Origin of the sequence: Vibrio sp. A1-1, assembly GCF_021728175.1 — a bacterium.
In the GTDB taxonomy this organism is placed as follows: domain Bacteria; phylum Pseudomonadota; class Gammaproteobacteria; order Enterobacterales; family Vibrionaceae; genus Vibrio; species Vibrio diabolicus.
The window spans coordinates 161,285-178,392 of the sequence record NZ_JAKKCL010000010.1 but is presented as its reverse complement, the minus strand read 5'-3'; the positions used below and the strand labels follow the sequence as shown (position 1 = coordinate 178,392).

The window sequence follows — 17,108 nt, the reverse complement described above, 5'->3', positions numbered from 1 at the left end:
TTTGTAAAACAGAAGCCAATCGCCCTGATTAAGTCAGGGCGATTTTATTTGTAAGAGGGATCAATGAATATCTTCCGAATACCTAAATGGATACGCCAACTCCTCATTCTTCCACTACTCCTTGTACTCTTTGGTTGCACACAGAAATTCAATGATGTTTCAGCAACCGTCCAAGAAGCCTACGGTAACTACATCGATGTCGAGATGACATCAGAAGAAATAAATGCCGTTCCTTATGCCAGTGCCTATTTGAAACTTGGAAATCAAAAACAGGTGTTTGTTGTTTTAGCTTTTGCGGAACGAAACCCTCTCAATGGAAAAATACAACTGAAATGGGTAAGTGCTGACAAAGCTATGATCGTTACGGAGAATGGGCATATCGTCAAAACGATAGGTCTACAAAATGGGGACTTAGCGGGTGTTTATGGTGACGTGCCAGATTTTTCTTCAGATTCAGCCTCCATGAGCTACACACTCTCATACGATTGGGTAAAACAATATCGTTATGGCTTTCCTGCAAATGTGAATCGCTTTTATGCAGGCAAAGAAACGTTGACGACACCTATTTCTAACACCATGACCGACGTATATAAAGAAGTCGTTGAGTTTAGCAACCTTTCTCAGTCGGTAGAAAACTACTATTGGGTCAATGAACAAGGTCAGGTTGTTAAGATCTTACAACATCTAGGGCCAAATATGATTCCGGTTGAGTTAACCATTTTAAAGGGGTATAGCAAATCATGAGCAAGCGACTACTCACATTATTCGGTTTGATCATGCCATTTTTGAGCATACATAGCTTCGCTCAAACAGAAACCTCTACTACACAGTCATTAAATGTTGAGTTATTGGAGGTAGGTAAGCAGCTACAATTTCAAGGGCCGGCTCGTTTAGAAAGTGTGTTAGCACTTGCTAAGGAGCAAAGCGTCTCGCTGCAATACCCTCTTGGTACGACTTTGTTTGATAAATCGGAACGCGCCAATAAGACCTCTACCGCCTTAAAGAACTCGGTGCTCAATCAAATGATTCAACACAATTTGGTTGCACATCCATTCTACAAATTCATTCAGAAGCAGAGGTTTGCACCACGCTTACTGTCTGCGATCGATGTTGATAAAATTCGACTAAATAAATTCGACAACCCACTGTTGCGCGGCAATTACCTGCTCGCAAGCCCTCTACGCGAAGAAAAAGTGTACTTCTTGGGAAACCTAAACAGCGTGTATTCCATTAAGGAGCAAGCAGGCATCCCTTTGCAGACACAAATAGAGAGTTTGAAAAGTAATATTGGTACGTTATCAACGTCGCCAGTGTTGATCTACCCAGATGGTCATGTAGTTAAGCCGCATCACGGAGCTTGGTTAACAACACAATATTACTTACCACCTCTAACATTGGTATATGTCCCGTTTGGTGATCTTGAATACTCCGAAATGGACCAAGATATTGTCCGGCTACTCACTCAACTGATACCAAATTCCATAAAGAGACCACAATGATGCCAATTAGAAAAAGCTTAACCCTTTCTTTAATGGGCCCAGCATTGGTTTGGGCTCAAGAAATACCCTTTGAGGCTCCCTCGTTACAGCCTTCTCAATCTGACTTTGGTGGTGTTGGCTTAATGCAGATGCCAACCGGACGTATGGCTCCTGAAGGGGAATTCAACTTTTCGGTAACAGGTAGTGATGAGTACCTTTTTTACAATGTGACTCTGCAACTCATGCCGTGGTTAGAAACAACTATCCGGTACACTCGAGTTCACGATCTGCCTTATTCGTCATCCTTCCCCGATGTTGACAATGAATATACAGACAAGGGGATAGATTTTAAATTTAGATTATGGGAAGAATCTGAATACATGCCAGAAATCGCCCTAGGGGTACGAGACTTTGCTGGTACTGGTCTTTTTGATGCTGAGTTTCTTGCGGCGACAAAACGATATTCTAATTCGAAATTAGGTACTTTTGATTTTACTTTAGGTATGGGCTGGGGCTACCTAGGAACTAGAGATACGGTCACAAACCCTTTTTGTAAAGCATCAGACAAATTCTGCGATAGACCTTCAGAATTTCTATCTACTGGCGGAACAACTAACTTCGATAGAGCCTTTAAAGGCCCTGCTGCCCTTTTTGGTGGTATTGAATATCAAACTCTTCATAAGCCTCTTCGCTTCAAGCTTGAATACGACGGTAACGATTACAGCACAGACTACCCTGTAGTTCAGGCCGGTGTAGATATGTCTCCCCACACGCCATGGAACTTTGGTGTGCTCTATCGTCTAGGAATGGCCGATTTTCGTTTAAGTTATGAACGTGGAGACACGCTGGTCGCGGGCTTAACGCTAAACACTAATTTCAATGACATGCCATCATTCTGGCGAGACACACCAACACCAGAAGTAGAAAGCAATCAGCCAGAAAAACTGTCTGATGTTGACTGGGAACGTGTAACAGAAGATTTAGACAAAATTGCAGGTTACCAAAACACGCGCATTTATGTTGATGACAACACCGTAACTGTCGTTGGTGAGCAGAAGAAATATCGTGACCGTACAGAGGCACATGAAAAAGCGGCAGCTGTACTCCATAATGAAATGCCTGACGATATTGATACCTATGCGATCAATGAACGCAGCCGAGGCTTAGTCGGCGAACAAACGATTATTTCCAAAGAGAAATATCGCGACTTTACACAAGTTAATTACATCAATCCGAAAATAGAAGATGCAACCGAAAAAGCTAGCAATAAGCCTAGTGGAGAATCTGTCTATGATGGTTTTGAGCGTTTTGATTGGGGCTTTGCACCGAAGCTTGTTCAAACTCTCGGTAACGCAGAAGACTTCTACCTCTTTAGTGTAGGACTAAGCGGTAATGCCTCATACTGGCTGACGGATAACCTTGAAATTGGCGGCTCCTTATACTGGGATTGGTATAACAACTACGATAAGTTTAACTATGTCACTCCACCTGATGGTACTACCGTTCCTCGTGTTCGCACCATGTTCCGCGCTTACCAAAATGAACATACTGTAACCATGTCAAACCTACAATTGACTTGGTTCCAAGAGTATTCCAATACGATGGACCAGCAATTCTACGCTGGCTATCTGGAGAGCATGTTTGCCGGAGTCGGTACCGAGTTTCTTTACCGACCACAAGGAGCTAACTGGGCGATTGGCGCTGACGTCAACTTAATTTCTCAACGTGATCCACAAAGTTACTTCGGTGTTTACGGTGAGAAATGGCAGAACGTGCCAGAATATGGACGTCCATTCCAAGTTATTGATAAAGGATTCACTGGTTTTGTATCTGGTTACTACTACCCTCAATGGGAATTCCTGCAAGATTTGATGATCCAAGTCGATATTGGTCAGTTCCTAGCTGGCGATGTTGGTACACAAATCAATGTTTCTAAGCAGTTCAAGAGTGGCGTAATTGCTGGCGCCTTTGCCTCATTTACAGACTTGTCTGCGGACGAATTTGGTGAAGGTAGCTTTACTAAAGGTTTCTACTTGTCGATTCCGTTTGACATCATGACCGTTAAGCCAAGTAACAATCGTGCGAACTTTAGTTGGCAGCCTCTTACTCGTGACGGAGGGCAGAAGCTCGGCCGCAAATACAGCTTAATTGAGTTAACCGACGAACGAAATCCTTGGTACCAAAGACCTAACCGTTCGGATGTGGAATAATAAAGTAATCAAGGGAGCTGCGGCTCCCTTTTCATATCCAGATACTGAGTCATAGAAGACTAAAACCTATCTTCCTGCTTCCAATAGCGCTACTTTTCGTTTCTTGCTAGAATTCCTGAGAAAATTTTAATCTATGGTGGAAGTTCTATGATCATCGTAACTGGTGGCGCTGGCATGATCGGCAGCAACATTGTTAAAGCACTAAACGAAGCTGGTATTAACGATATCCTGGTTGTCGACAACCTAAAAAATGGCAAAAAGTTTAAGAACTTAGTTGATCTGGACATCACAGATTACATGGATCGTGACGACTTTCTGACCCAAATTATGGCGGGCGATGATTTTGGTCCGATTGAGGCAATTTTCCATGAAGGTGCTTGTTCTGCAACGACTGAGTGGGACGGCAAGTACATGATGCTAAACAACTATGAGTACTCAAAAGAGCTGCTTCATTACTGTTTAGATCGCGAGATTCCATTCCTATACGCCTCTTCCGCAGCCACTTACGGCGATACCGATACTTTCGTTGAAGAACGCGAATACGAAGGCGCACTGAATGTATACGGTTACTCGAAACAGCAGTTTGATAACTACGTTCGTCGCCTATGGCAAGACGCTGAAGAACATGGTGAGACCCTTTCTCAAATCACCGGCTTCCGCTACTTCAACGTATATGGCCCACGTGAAGACCACAAAGGTAGCATGGCATCAGTTGCGTTCCACCTAAACAACCAACTTAACGCAGGTGAAAATCCTAAATTGTTCGCGGGCAGCGAATCATTTAAACGAGACTTCGTTTACGTTGGTGATGTATGCAAAGTAAACCTGTGGTTCTTAGAAAATGGTGTGTCAGGCATTTTTAACTGCGGTACTGGCCGTGCTGAATCTTTTGAAGAAGTAGCAAAAGCAGTTATCAAGCATCATGGCAGCGGTCAAATTGAGACCATCCCATTCCCTGAGCACCTAAAAGGCGCTTACCAAGAATTCACACAAGCGGATCTAACCAAACTGCGCGCCGCAGGCTGTGATGTTGAGTTCAAGACGGTTGCAGAAGGCGTTGCCGAATACTTAACTATCCAAAACCGTTAAGCACCACAGGGTGGCAGAACCATAACCTGCCACCTTTACTCAAGTGTAATAGCCTGTATCATTCCTTAATATCTTTTTTCTCATTTAAACCACTTCGCCAGTACACGAATAGGTAACTAGACACGCCATGACCATAAAACGTGATGACTTCGACCCTAAAGCATATAACCCTGAGTTTAAGCGCCACTTCCTGTCGCCTAAGTACTGGGGCACGTGGTTAGGTGTTATCTTATTTTTACCTTTATCACTAATGCCACTGGGTTTACAAAAGTGGTTGGCGAAAACCATAGCCAAAAAACTATCTAAATCCCACAAAGGCCCTGCTCACCGAGCGAGGGTTAACTTTGAGCTGTGTTTTCCGGAAAAGTCGTTCCAAGAACGTGAAGCTTTAATAGAAAAAACACTCTACACAGCAGCCATATTCTTTTTTCGCTTCGGGTTACTAAGTTTACGCTCACCAAAATGGCTTCAGAGCCGTTGCCAAATTCGCGGCCTAGACATTTTACGACAGCACATTGATAACAACGAAAATGTGATTTTAATGGTTCCCCACTCTTGGGCAATTGATGTGCCTGCTATCTTGCTCGCTTCAATGGGAATGCCAGTTTCTGCAATGGCGAAGAAACAAAAGAATGATGTTGCTGACTGGCTGATGCACAAGCAAAGAGTTCAATACGGTGGTCGTGTTTATGAACGCTCAGGTGGCATTAAGCCTTTTCTGAAATCCATTCGAGATGGCTATGTAGGGTATTATCTACCCGATCAAGATCACGGCCCAGAACATAGTGTGTTTGTCGACTTTTTCGCCACACGTAAAGCAACGCTCCCTGGATTGGGTAAAATTGCTAAACTATCACGTTCCAAAGTATTACCTCTGTTCGCTTCAATGAACACCGAAGATGGAACATTCGATATCGAAATTTTGCCTGCATTTGACTTAGACAAAGGCGAAGAGCAAGACGCTCGTACCTGTAATGAAGCCATTGAATATTTTGTCGGTGATAAACCCGAACAATATATGTGGGTACTGCAGTTGCTGCACTCTCAAGAAGACGGCAATAACTATTACAATATCTTTAAGCCTAGATATGATACTGATTGGCAAGTAAATAAATGAAAAAGATTTTAATTATTGGCCCTGCGTGGGTCGGCGATATGGTAATGTCGCAATCGTTATATATCGTATTAAAGCAACGTCATCCAGATAGCCAAATTGACGTTATCGCTCCAGGATGGTGTAAACCGATTCTTGAGCGTATGCCAGAAATCCACCAAGCGATTGAAATGCCTATCGGTCATGGTGAATTTAACTTATTAGGCCGCAGGGAAATTGGTAAATCATTACGTGAAAAGCAATATGACCATGCCTATATCTTGCCTAAATCAGCGAAATCAGCACTGATCCCATGGTTTGCAAACATTCCTCTTCGTACTGGCTGGAAGGGAGAAATGCGCTATGGTTTATTGAATGACTTACGCCCTAACATGAAGTCTTTTCAGTACATGGTAGAGCGCTATGTAGCGTTAGCTTATCCAAAAGCAGAAATGGTGGATTCTAACTCCCTTGGCGGGCATGAAACCTTGCCCCGCCCACGCCTTGCAATCAACGCGGCTGAGCAACAAGCCACGCTCAAAAAGTTCAACTTAACGCAAGACCAACCAATCATTGGACTGTGCCCAGGAGCAGAGTTTGGTCCTGCCAAAAAATGGCCCGAAACACACTACGCTGAAGTTGCGACGCAAATGGCTCGATCTGGGCATCAAATCTGGTTGTTTGGTTCTCAAAAAGACTTAGAGACTTGTAACAATATCCGCGCACTTGTCCCGACGCAATTCCATGAGAACATTCATGTTCTAGCTGGCCAAACCAGCTTAATTGAAGCGGTCGATCTACTTGCTGCATGCAAGACTGTTGTCGCGAATGACTCTGGCTTAATGCATGTGGCTGCTGCGGTTGGTTGTAATGTTGTTGCCGTGTATGGCTCAACTTCACCGAAGTACACCCCCCCACTCGCAGAAAAAGTGGAGATTGTTCATACCGATATTGATTGTCGCCCTTGTTTCCAGCGTGAATGTCAATACAAACACCTTAAGTGCTTGACAGAACTTTCGCCTAAGCAAGTGCTAGATAGTATCCAAAAACTTGACGCCATTACGATAAGCTCATGTTAGTTCATATTATTTATACCTTACTGCTCGCTCTCGCGTCACCGCTGCTTTTATTTGGTTTGTACAAGAGCAAACCAAACAAGCCTAAGTTCGGCTCTCGCTGGAAAGAGCACTTTGGCATAACTCCCAAGCTAAAAAGCAACGACAAACCTATTTGGATACATGCCGTATCTGTTGGTGAAAGCATAGCAGCAACACCTTTAATCAAAGCCCTTAAGGAACAAAACCCCGAACAATCTATTCTAGTTACTACAACAACAAGTACCGGAGCTGAACAGATTGCTAAGTTGGGTGATTTAGTTGAACACCGCTATATGCCAATTGACTTTGGGTTCGCTATCAAAGGTTTTCTTAAAGCAGTGCAACCAAAACAGATGTTGATCATTGAGACTGAACTGTGGCCAAACACGCTTCACAATGTTCACAAAGCGGGTATCCCTATAACTGTCGTGAATGCGCGCCTATCTGAAAAATCGTGTAAGAACTACGCCAAAATACAGCGGCTTTTTAACCAACTTCATCCATGCCTAACTCAAGTACTCTGCCAAACAGCTTCAGATGCAGAGCGCTTTGAACGCCTAGGCGTCGAGAAAAAGAAACTATCCGTTACCGGTTCTATTAAGTTCGATATTCAAATATCAGAGCAAGTGAAACAGCAAGGACAGCAGCTTCGAGCCCAGCTTGGAGACGATCGTCCGATTTGGATTGCCGCTAGCACCCACAAAGGCGAGGACGAACAGGTATTAGATGCACATAAACAAGTTTTAAAGTCTCATCCAAATGCTTTACTCGTTTTGGTTCCTCGCCATCCAGAACGATTTGATGATGTATTCACGCTTTGCCAACAGCAAGGCTTTAGCACTGTTCGCCGTACTTCAATGCATGCAGTAGAGACAAATACTCAAGTCTATCTCGGCGATACAATGGGTGAGATGCTAACTTTGATGGGTGCAGCGGACATCTGCTTTATGGGGGGTAGCCTAGTTGGAGATAAGGTTGGTGGGCACAATGTTTTAGAGCCCGCAGCACTGGGAGTACCTGTAATCACGGGACCAAGCTATTACAACTTCCAAGATCTGGTTGCGAAAATGCTTCATAAGAAAGTTATCAAACTGATTGAGTCACCTAACGAGATGAGTCTAAAGGTTGAAGCTATGTTTCAAGATGCGTTAGCAAAAAGTGTAGTTCAAGAAAACCTCCTTAACTTTGTCAAAGATAATGTTGGTGCGCTAACTAAGACAATTAGATGTATTGAGAGTATAAAATGAAAGTTTTTGTTATTAACTTGAAACGCTCAGTTGATAGAAGAGTTCGCATGGAAAATGCACTCAACAAAGCCAACATACCATTCGAATTTATAGAAGCGATAGATTCCTCTGCGCCAGACTTTCTATACTCTGAACGTAGCAATGATGACCTTACTCGAAAACGATTTGGCTATAAGCTAGTTGAGAACGAAATTGCTTGCTTCTCTAGTCACCACCTAGCCTGGGAAAAGTGCTTGGAGGTAAACGAACCAATACTGGTTCTAGAAGATAACTGCGACTTATTACCTGAGTTTTTTGACGTGTTTTCACATTTCGACACATTAGCGGAACAATACGACTTTCTAAAACTTGCTGCAACCAAGCCTAAATCATTTAAAGTTATATCTTCAGTTAATAACAAACTTAATATTGTACGCTTCAACAAACGCACATGCGGTATTATGGGATATATTCTAACTCCACATGCAGCTTCCAAATTCATAAAAAACGCAACTCAGTTTATAGAACCTGTAGATGACTACATGGAAAAACCGTATAAACATGGTGTATCCACGTATGTTTTAAGGCCAGATATTGTCAAAAGAGCCGATATTCCATCAACAATTGGCAGTTCTCGAAAAGATAAATCTGGTATCACCGCATGGAATAAGCTCTATATAGAAATATTTAGGTTATACGAGCAACTTTCTGATTTTCTATATAACCTTGAGAATAAAAAATGAGTAATAACAATCCATTAGTCAGTATTATAGTTCCTATATATAATGTAGAAGAGTATTTACCTGAATGTCTAGATTCCGTTGTACAACAAACATATAGAAATATAGAAATAATTGCTATCATTGATGGTTCTCAAGATAATAGCATAAACATTGCTAAGCAATATCGAGATGAGGATCCTCGAATAAAAGTCATAGAGCAAACTAACCAAGGGCTATCAGCAGCGAGGAATACAGGGATAAAAAACTCTCGTGGAGATTTTTTGTTTTTTCTAGACTCAGACGACTGGTTAGAAAAAGATGCAATTGAAAAATTATTGTTGCATTCTACTGGATACGATATTGTTTCAGGAAGAGTAACTAAGTTTTATCAAGAAGATAAAAGATATGAAGACTATAGAAAGAGAAGAATTACAGGAAAATTAGATTTAGACAAAAAATTTTTCTCCCTAGAGTTCGTAGTTTGGAATAAATTGTATCGAAAAGAAGTGCTTGACAACATATGGTTCGTACCCGGATTAATTCATGAAGATGAAGAGTTTTATTGGCAGGTATTTACTAAAAAATTAAGAATCTACTCTATCTGTGACAATATCATATTTTATAGGATTAGAAAAAATTCTATCATGAATAGTAAAGTTAATGATGTTAATTACCAAAATAATTTTGTGAAAATCATTGACTCTGCATATTCTACGATGAAAGGCAATAACAAACTCAAGTATAGTTTTTACAAAACAGCCATTAAATATTTAAGAAAGCTAAAAAATGAATCAATACCATATGAAAAATATGAAAAACATATAAAGTCAATGTACAACATTAGTGATTCATTTTTATTCAGAATAAAAATGAAAATATACAAAGTATTTAGTGGTTAATTATCGTTTCATATAGCCGGAGGAGCTATGAGTAGAAGTAGAAGAGAAAACAAGTGGCTTGAGATTATGGATAGCGCAAAATCTCAGCATAACCTTATTGCATCTCTGATAAACGGAAAGTCCATTGCTTATATAGACATACCGATACATTTTAATGTTGGAGATCTTCTTATATATCTTGGAACGGAAGAATTTTTTAAAGAACATGATATTAACGTTATATATCGTAGTGGTTGTGAAAATTTAGATTTTAAGAAGATTAAAGAAGCTGATGTCATAGTTTTACACGGTGGCGGTAACTTTGGAGATCTTTATAAAGTTCACCAAAATCTAAGAGAAAATATCATATCTAAATTCCCTACTAAAAGAATTATATGTCTTCCACAAACAATATTTTTTGAAGATATATCAAATGAGGAGTCTAGCGCCAAAATTTTTTCTAAACATAAAGATTTCCACTTTATTACTCGCGATGAAAGAAGTTACGAAATATCGAAAAAATTCACAAATAACTATCACTTGCTTCCTGATATGGCTCATAGTCTTCATCCGATGATCGAAAAAGAAGAACTTTGTGATGAACTTCCTCAACAACGACGAATTTTAAATCTGATTAGAAAGGATATTGAGTCACAAAATAATGACTTGAGACTACAAAAAAAAGGGTTTGACTGGGATGATCTTATTTCAATTTCAGATATTACTATCAAGAAAAAGTATTCATCGCTAGAAAAGTGGAAATTTAAACAAAAGAAAGCTAATGACCTTTGGTATAGACTATCAAAAGAGATAGTCTTTCGTTCAGAGAATTACTTTCATATGCATAATGAAGTTCATACTGATAGACTACACGGACTGATTTTTTCATGCTTATTAGGAAAGAATATACATCTCTTTGATAATTCCTATGGTAAAAACACCTCTTATTACAATAAGTGGCTTTTTGGCCTCCCTAATATAACTGTTTGTTCTAATAGTAAATAGAATTAAGGAGTATAGTTAATTACTTGATCAACTATACTCCTACATTTAATTTTTATCAGAATATATATCATAGTGTTCTTTCAAAAATTTAAAACCCTTCTCGTTCCAATTAATACTCTTACGAGAAAGTTCTTTATTAAATGAACGCAGAAGTCTATTTAGATTTTGATGCTTCCAGTCACCAGAAGTTTCAAAACGACACTTATCAAAATCGATAATCCATACCTTATCTTTGTCGTCGATCAAGATATTGTGGATATTCAAATCGGTATGGTTAACGCCAACCTGATGCATCTTGGCAATTTCTTGCCCTATTTTCTGATACATTTCTACCGATAAAGACTGTTCTTGCAAGATACTAACCAGATCTCTGGCGTTTGGGATTCGCTCACTTAATAAATCAGCTTGATAGAAGAATCCTGACTTTACGGCTCTTGCTGCAATAGGACGAGGAACGTGCACCCCAGCCTCAATTAGCGCCAACAAAAGCTGAAACTCTTGCGCACAACGGGTGTTATCCCAGCCAGAGAACCAATAATGATCGTTAACTAACTTCCCAAACAAACCGCCACGACGGTAATGACGTAGTGCCGCTTGCATGTTCTCTAGTTGGATAAACCATGTCGTGCCTCGCCCCGTCGCACTGCCAACCACCTTGTCGGAGGACTGCCAGTATTCCTCATCAAATATCGGTTGGCTAGGGTCTGTAATGATCTCGTCATCAAACCAGATCACTTGGTTGTTGTTTTTATACTGTTGAATCATACGCTCACCCTCTAGCCTAAATACCGGCTGGCTAATATATACAACCAAGTAAATGCAGCAAACGCCAAAGCAACCATAACGGCAGCAGAGCCTATATCTTTAGCTCGACCACTGAGTTCATGCCGTTCAATACCGATACGATCCACTACCGCCTCAATCGCTGAGTTTACAAGCTCTACAATCAAGACTAATACCACGACCCCGATCATTAAGATACGCTCAACCATGCCGACATCCACTAGCCAAGCCAAAATCACGGCGATACTCAACAGAGCCAACTCTTGTCGAATGGCAGCTTCATGCTTAAAAGCCGCTTTTAATCCTTGGATCGAATAACCCGTCGCTTTAACGATGCGCTTTAGTCCGGTATTACCCGGCTTGCCAGATTCTTGCGATTGATGTGGTGTTGTCTTTGACATTGCAGAACACTTATCAGTACTTAGCTATATTCGAGCCGTGTATTTTACATTTATTGGGGATGTCTGCATAATTTACCTGCCTCTATTCATCGAATCAGACAATAATTATGTTCACTTCTGCCCCATCGTCACTATGCGTCTTGCGTTTGTCCGCTATCGGAGACGTTTGCAATACTATCGCCAGCATTCAAGCTATTCAGAAACACTGGCCTTCGACCCAGATTACTTGGATAACGGGTAAACTTGAAGCCCAGTTATTAGCCGCCATCGATGGTGTAGAAGTGATTGTTTTTGATAAAAAAGCGGGACTTGATGGCTACAAATCACTTTGGCGACAGCTGAAAGGCAGAGAGTTTGATGCGCTATTGCATATGCAGTACGCGATTCGAGCGAGTGTCGCAACGTTGGGCATTAAAGCAAAATACAAACTTGGTTTCTCTTCTGATAGAAGCCAGGACTTTCAAACACTATTTACCAATGTCAAAGTGCCTTCCCCGCAATCTCTGCATGTCGCAGATGGCTTAATGGCCTTTGCCCATCAAATTGGGGTACCAAAGGCAGGACTAGACTGGGTACTTTCTTATTCAGACCACGACCAAGCTTGGGCAGAGTCTCATATTTCTCGTAGTAAACCTAACCTGCTGATTGTGCCTGGTGCGAGCAAAGCTTATAAAAACTGGAACGCGGAAGGTTATGTGGATGTGATTCATCACGCCAGAGCAAAAGGCTGGAACGTGATTCTGGCAGGCAGCCCTGCTCAGGTAGAATTGGACTTGGCAGAGGCCATTCAATCTCGCTTGGAAGAACCGTGTCTAAATTTAGTTGGACAAAGTTCAATTCTGCAAATGCTTGCGTTAATAGATAAGGTTGAAATGGTCATCGCCCCCGATACCGGACCAGCACACATGGCGAATGCCATGAAAACGCCAATCATCGGGCTCTATGCACACCATAATCCGCTGCGAGTGGGACCTTACCGTTATCTAAAATACGTTGTCTCGGTGTATGAAGAAACGATCTTTGCGGAAACAGGTAAAAACAGTCACGAGTTAAGCTGGCGAACTCGCGCTAAAGATGAAACGGCAATGAACCGCATTACCAGCACTCAAGTAATGAGCATGTTCGATCAAGTCTTAGAAGATTTGTATCCTCAATACCAGTAAACTTACTGTCTTGATTTGTTAAGAAGGAAATGACCTTGTCCAAACCAACCTTAGCCGTTGCCTTAATTGTAAAAAATGAAGAGAAGCACTTACAAGCTTGTCTAGACACAGTAAAAGATTGGGTCGATGAGATTGTCCTTCTAGACTCGGGCAGCACTGATCGCACTGAAGAAATCGCCCGACAATACACAGATAAGTTTTACACCAACCTAGATTGGCCAGGATTCGGTAAACAGCGCCAACTGGCGCAGCAATACGTTACGGCAGACTACGTTTTGTGGCTTGATGCGGACGAACAAGTCACTCCAGAGCTAAAAGAAAGTATCTTACACGCGGTATCAGCCAATAAGCCGAACGTTTTATACAAACTTAATCGACTAAGCTCAGCGTTTGGTAAGTTCATCTACCATTCTGGTTGGTCTCCAGACTGGATTGTGCGCTTATATCGCACCGAATATACACAATATAATGATTCGCTCGTTCATGAAAAAGTTGATGAGAAAAACTATCAAACTGAAAAACTGGATGGTCGACTGCATCACTACACTTACGAGCACCTTCATCATTACATCAATAAAACCACTGGCTACCTCAAGGCCTGGACGGATGAACGTGAAGGTAAAAAGAAAGCGGGTTTAACGACCGCTATCGTTCACGCTCTTGCTAGCTTTTTGAAGATGTATGTTCTCAAACGAGGCTTCCTTGATGGCAAACATGGTTTCATTCTAGCTTGGCTAAGCATGCACTCTACTTTTGTAAAATATATCGATCTCTACTTACGTGAACAGGCAAAAAAATCATGAAAACGACTTTAATTATCACCACTTACAACTGGAAAGAAGCATTAAAAGCGGTGTTAGAAAGCGTGAAACGTCAAACCGTTTTGCCTGATGAAGTCATCGTTGCAGATGACGGTTCTCGAGACGATACCAAAGCAATGGTTGACCAAATGCGTGACGGCTTTCCCGTACCACTTATTCATAGCTGGCACGAAGATAATGGCTTTCAACTTTCAATGAGCCGCAACCGTGCTATCGCAAAAGCATCAGGTGACTACCTCATCATGATTGATGGCGACATGGTATTGTCTCAAACGTTTATTGAATCACATAAGCAAGTCGCAAAGCCAAATTGGTTTGTGCAGGGTGGACGTGTGTTAACGGATGAAAACTGCAGCAAGGCCATCATGGAAAACGGCTTAGTACCTTCTATCTTCAGCAAAGGCATTCGCAATCGTAAAAACTGCATCACCAACGCTTTGCTATCGAAATGGTTCTCTTACGAGCGCAATAACGATAAAGCCACTCGCGGTTGCAACATGGCGTTTTGGCGACAAGATGTCATCGAGGTGAATGGCTTCAACCAAGATTTTGTTGGATGGGGACGCGAAGACAGCGAGTTTGTTCATCGCATGTTGAATGCGGGTAAGTCACGTCTTTACCTAAAATTCGCAGGTGTAGGCTACCACTTGTACCACGTAGAAAACTCTCGTGCGTCACTCGGACAAAATGACGAGATTTTAGAGAACACCATTAAAAACAAGCTTAAACGCTGTGAGAATGGTGTTGATCAATTTCTAGAAGCTTAAGATTATAAAAAGGGGCGTTTCGCCCCTTTTTTATTGTTGCTGAGATAAAGCGAAGTACTTATCGGCAACCATCAATGAGATCAAACGCTCTTTACGTTTATCTATGAACTGCTCAACCCACTGGTGCGCATTTTCAATGATCGCTAATGCTTCTTGCTCATTCGCTAGATAATAGTCCATCTTTTCGGGCAAATCCGAATAGTCATCCTTCACTTCAACATAGTGGACACCAGCCTCTAACTTACCTTCCATAAACCAAGTCTCATATTTTGGCTTTGACATAATAACCAAGGAGTTAGACGACATAGCCCACTTAAGGTTGGTGGCCACATCATTGCCTTCTATACACAACAAGAACTTGTATTGAAGTTGCTCCTCAATGCTCATAAAGCCTTTTTCCCAAGGCAGCCCTTCTACCGGGCGGGTCTGGCCAATGTTGCATTGCGGATGGTTGTAAAACGCATGAATCACCTTTTGACGATGAGGCTGAAAACCCACACCACGCCAAGCGACCATGTCCTTTTTATCTTGATAGCGAACAGGATCATCAACAAATTTAAAATGACGAACTTGGTTGAGTTTCAATACCACTGAATTTTGGTTGTTACCAAAAATAGGGCGGCTTTTTATAAAGCTCGGTACATTGGGAATGTGTGTAACATCACCGTTGATGTAGTTAAACGCAAAACTGGAAGGGAAATAGCGTACAACTTGGCGAAGATCGAAAAAATACGTCCAACCTTTCGTTTTTTTGAATGTATCGACAGTCGCGTAACTTTGTTCTCGGCTATCGACTGAAAACGGCGTTTCACACTTGTTGTAATAGTTCACCCGCTCAAGGCAGAGTTGCTTCTCGGCTTCAGTTAGATTCGAAAGTAAACGCTTTGCTTGTGCTCGATATACAAAACGAGGGATAAGTATCGAGAGAGCGTTTGAGAAATAATAAGGGAACTTACTGTCTTTCATTCAGTTTTTCCCCAATCGCGATGGCTACTGGCTTGGGAACGAACTGATCGATACTTCCGCCATGAATGGCCACTTCTCTCACGATAGTCGACGATAGAAACGCAAACTCTTCTTCAGGTGTCAAAAATACACTTTCGATACCTGGTAATAGCTTTCGGTACATGTTGGTCAGTCCAAACTCGTATTCAAAGTCTACCGTTGTTCGCAAACCACGAATAAGAACCTTAGCTTGCTCATCTCTTGCGAAATCCACTAATAACCCAGAGAACCCTTTAACCGTCACCCCGGGTAAATGCGCTACAACGTCCTGCATCAGTGCAACGCGCTCTTCCAATGAAAACATGGTGTTCTTCGATGGGCTTGCGGCTACGCCAATCACAACCTCATCAAACATTTCGTGAGTACGTTCTATTAGATTGAGGTGACCATTAGTCACTGGATCAAAAGTGCCCGGATAAATGACTTTCATATAATTTACTAAGTTATTCGAAACTGATTGAATTATTGAGGCTCGAGCGCAAGATTACAACAACTTAAGCTCGATATTAGCTCGACTTACTTCTGACACTCACTACAAAAGAAGGTATTACGCTGCCCTATTTTTAGCTCTTGAAGTCGTTCGCCGCATTCTGGGCATTGCTCTCCGGCTTTTCCGTAAACTAATAACTCTTGTGCGAAGTAACCCGGCTTTCCATCGGCTTGCGCAAAGTCTTTCAGCGTAGTCCCACCTTGCGTAATGGCAATCTCAAGTGTCATTTTGATATTTTCAACAAGTAACCCCCACTCTTGAGAAGTCAGCTTACCTGCGGGCCTTGAAGGGTGAATTCGAGATTTAAACAACGACTCATTCGCGTAGATGTTCCCGACACCAACCACGACTTTGTTGTCCATGATGAACTGCTTGACGGCAACACGCTTATTTTTAGCTTTCTCCGCTACATATTCCGCATTGAACTCTTTAGTTAATGGTTCAGGCCCCATGTTTGCTAGTACAGCATGTGACTCGCCAGGAGCACACCATAACCATGCCCCAAAACGACGCGGATCGTTATAACGCAGTATTTTTCCACTGCTTAGTTTGAGATCCACATGATCGTGCTTTGCTGGCGGAAAGTCGGCATCTAGGACACGTAAAGACCCAGACATGCCCAAGTGAACAATGGCTGTACCTGTGTTTGTCTCGATCAGTAAGTATTTCGCACGACGGCTAATCGCACGGATCACCTGCCCTTCCAATTTTTTAAGCTCTATAGGAATATCCCAGCGCAATTTAGGCGTTCGAAAAGTAAACGACTGGATCGTTTGTCCAACCATGTGGGGGCTAATCCCCATACGACTGACTTCAACTTCTGGCAACTCAGGCATTAGATTCTCCAATTCACCGGCTAATAGTTCTCGCTGCTAGCATA

At 41.9% G+C, this 17,108-nt stretch carries 18 protein-coding genes; 13 read left to right on the top strand and 5 right to left on the bottom strand.

Annotated features, from left to right (window positions below; genetic code table 11):
• Window positions 1-63: 63 nt before the first annotated feature.
• The 10 genes from L3V30_RS15480 to L3V30_RS15435 all read left to right on the top strand — a co-directional run bounded on the left by L3V30_RS15480 (window position 64) and on the right by L3V30_RS15435 (window position 10,798).
• The gene (locus L3V30_RS15480) at window positions 64-744 is read left to right on the top strand and encodes a YjbF family lipoprotein (protein WP_237309232.1); all 681 of its coding nucleotides are present in this window, start codon (window positions 64-66) and stop codon (window positions 742-744) included.
• The gene (locus L3V30_RS15475) at window positions 741-1,499 is read left to right on the top strand and encodes a capsule biosynthesis GfcC family protein (protein ID WP_237309231.1); all 759 of its coding nucleotides are present in this window, start codon (window positions 741-743) and stop codon (window positions 1,497-1,499) included. Before L3V30_RS15480 ends, L3V30_RS15475 begins: the two co-directional genes overlap by 4 nt.
• The gene (locus L3V30_RS15470) at window positions 1,496-3,688 is read left to right on the top strand and encodes a YjbH domain-containing protein (protein WP_237309230.1); all 2,193 of its coding nucleotides are present in this window, start codon (window positions 1,496-1,498) and stop codon (window positions 3,686-3,688) included. The genes L3V30_RS15475 and L3V30_RS15470 overlap by 4 nt, the downstream gene beginning before the upstream one ends.
• Window positions 3,689-3,835: 147 nt before the next feature.
• The gene (gene rfaD, locus L3V30_RS15465; protein WP_005395811.1) at window positions 3,836-4,777 is read left to right on the top strand and encodes an ADP-glyceromanno-heptose 6-epimerase; all 942 of its coding nucleotides are present in this window, start codon (window positions 3,836-3,838) and stop codon (window positions 4,775-4,777) included.
• Between the two features lie 127 nt (window positions 4,778-4,904).
• Window positions 4,905-5,894, top strand: coding sequence for a lauroyl-Kdo(2)-lipid IV(A) myristoyltransferase (lpxM, locus tag L3V30_RS15460; protein WP_005395809.1), 990 nt, complete (start codon window positions 4,905-4,907; stop codon window positions 5,892-5,894).
• Window positions 5,891-6,949 carry a lipopolysaccharide heptosyltransferase II gene (waaF, locus tag L3V30_RS15455; RefSeq protein ID WP_005395808.1) on the top strand — a complete coding sequence of 353 codons (1,059 nt, stop codon included), beginning with the start codon at window positions 5,891-5,893 and terminating at the stop codon, window positions 6,947-6,949. The genes lpxM and waaF overlap by 4 nt, the downstream gene beginning before the upstream one ends.
• The gene (gene waaA / locus L3V30_RS15450) at window positions 6,943-8,214 is read left to right on the top strand and encodes a lipid IV(A) 3-deoxy-D-manno-octulosonic acid transferase (RefSeq protein WP_005395807.1); all 1,272 of its coding nucleotides are present in this window, start codon (window positions 6,943-6,945) and stop codon (window positions 8,212-8,214) included. Before waaF ends, waaA begins: the two co-directional genes overlap by 7 nt.
• A complete protein-coding gene (locus tag L3V30_RS15445; protein WP_005395805.1) occupies window positions 8,211-8,936 on the top strand; it encodes a glycosyltransferase family 25 protein in 726 nt (241 codons plus the stop codon). Before waaA ends, L3V30_RS15445 begins: the two co-directional genes overlap by 4 nt.
• On the top strand, window positions 8,933-9,814 hold the full coding sequence (locus L3V30_RS15440) for a glycosyltransferase (protein ID WP_005395803.1): 882 nt from the start codon (window positions 8,933-8,935) through the stop codon (window positions 9,812-9,814). Before L3V30_RS15445 ends, L3V30_RS15440 begins: the two co-directional genes overlap by 4 nt.
• Before the next feature lie 27 nt (window positions 9,815-9,841).
• Window positions 9,842-10,798 carry a polysaccharide pyruvyl transferase family protein gene (locus L3V30_RS15435; protein WP_005395801.1) on the top strand — a complete coding sequence of 319 codons (957 nt, stop codon included), beginning with the start codon at window positions 9,842-9,844 and terminating at the stop codon, window positions 10,796-10,798.
• 45 nt (window positions 10,799-10,843) lie between these two features.
• Here the strand turns inward: L3V30_RS15435 and L3V30_RS15430 are convergent, their stop codons facing one another.
• Together L3V30_RS15430 and L3V30_RS15425 are read right to left on the bottom strand one after the other, a co-directional pair.
• On the bottom strand, window positions 10,844-11,563 hold the full coding sequence (locus tag L3V30_RS15430; protein WP_005395800.1) for a 3-deoxy-D-manno-octulosonic acid kinase: 720 nt from the start codon (window positions 11,561-11,563) through the stop codon (window positions 10,844-10,846).
• 11 nt (window positions 11,564-11,574) lie between these two features.
• Window positions 11,575-11,982: a diacylglycerol kinase gene (locus L3V30_RS15425; RefSeq protein WP_005395798.1), complete on the bottom strand. Its 408-nt coding sequence runs from the start codon at window positions 11,980-11,982 to the stop codon at window positions 11,575-11,577.
• A 107-nt stretch (window positions 11,983-12,089) separates the two neighbouring features.
• Between L3V30_RS15425 and L3V30_RS15420 the strand changes: the two genes are divergently transcribed.
• Genes L3V30_RS15420 through L3V30_RS15410 form a run of 3 tightly spaced genes read left to right on the top strand, consistent with a single transcriptional unit; the run spans window position 12,090 to window position 14,733 of the window.
• A complete protein-coding gene (locus L3V30_RS15420) occupies window positions 12,090-13,145 on the top strand; it encodes a glycosyltransferase family 9 protein (protein ID WP_017820712.1) in 1,056 nt (351 codons plus the stop codon).
• 35 nt (window positions 13,146-13,180) lie between these two features.
• The gene (locus L3V30_RS15415; RefSeq protein WP_005395793.1) at window positions 13,181-13,948 is read left to right on the top strand and encodes a glycosyltransferase family 2 protein; all 768 of its coding nucleotides are present in this window, start codon (window positions 13,181-13,183) and stop codon (window positions 13,946-13,948) included.
• Window positions 13,945-14,733 (top strand): glycosyltransferase family 2 protein, encoded by a 789-nt coding sequence (locus L3V30_RS15410; RefSeq protein WP_005395791.1) that lies wholly within the window; start codon window positions 13,945-13,947, stop codon window positions 14,731-14,733. The genes L3V30_RS15415 and L3V30_RS15410 overlap by 4 nt, the downstream gene beginning before the upstream one ends.
• A gap of 30 nt (window positions 14,734-14,763) precedes the next feature.
• Here the strand turns inward: L3V30_RS15410 and L3V30_RS15405 are convergent, their stop codons facing one another.
• From L3V30_RS15405 to mutM, 3 genes are all read right to left on the bottom strand, one after another.
• Window positions 14,764-15,699, bottom strand: a complete 936-nt coding sequence (locus tag L3V30_RS15405; RefSeq protein ID WP_005395789.1) for a glycosyl transferase family 90 — start codon at window positions 15,697-15,699, stop codon at window positions 14,764-14,766.
• Entirely contained in the window at window positions 15,686-16,168 is a 483-nt protein-coding gene (gene coaD, locus L3V30_RS15400; protein WP_005395788.1) for a pantetheine-phosphate adenylyltransferase, read from the bottom strand. Before coaD ends, L3V30_RS15405 begins: the two co-directional genes overlap by 14 nt.
• Window positions 16,169-16,254: 86 nt before the next feature.
• Window positions 16,255-17,064, bottom strand: a complete 810-nt coding sequence (gene mutM / locus L3V30_RS15395; protein WP_005395786.1) for a bifunctional DNA-formamidopyrimidine glycosylase/DNA-(apurinic or apyrimidinic site) lyase — start codon at window positions 17,062-17,064, stop codon at window positions 16,255-16,257.
• Between the last annotated feature and the right edge of the window lie 44 nt (window positions 17,065-17,108).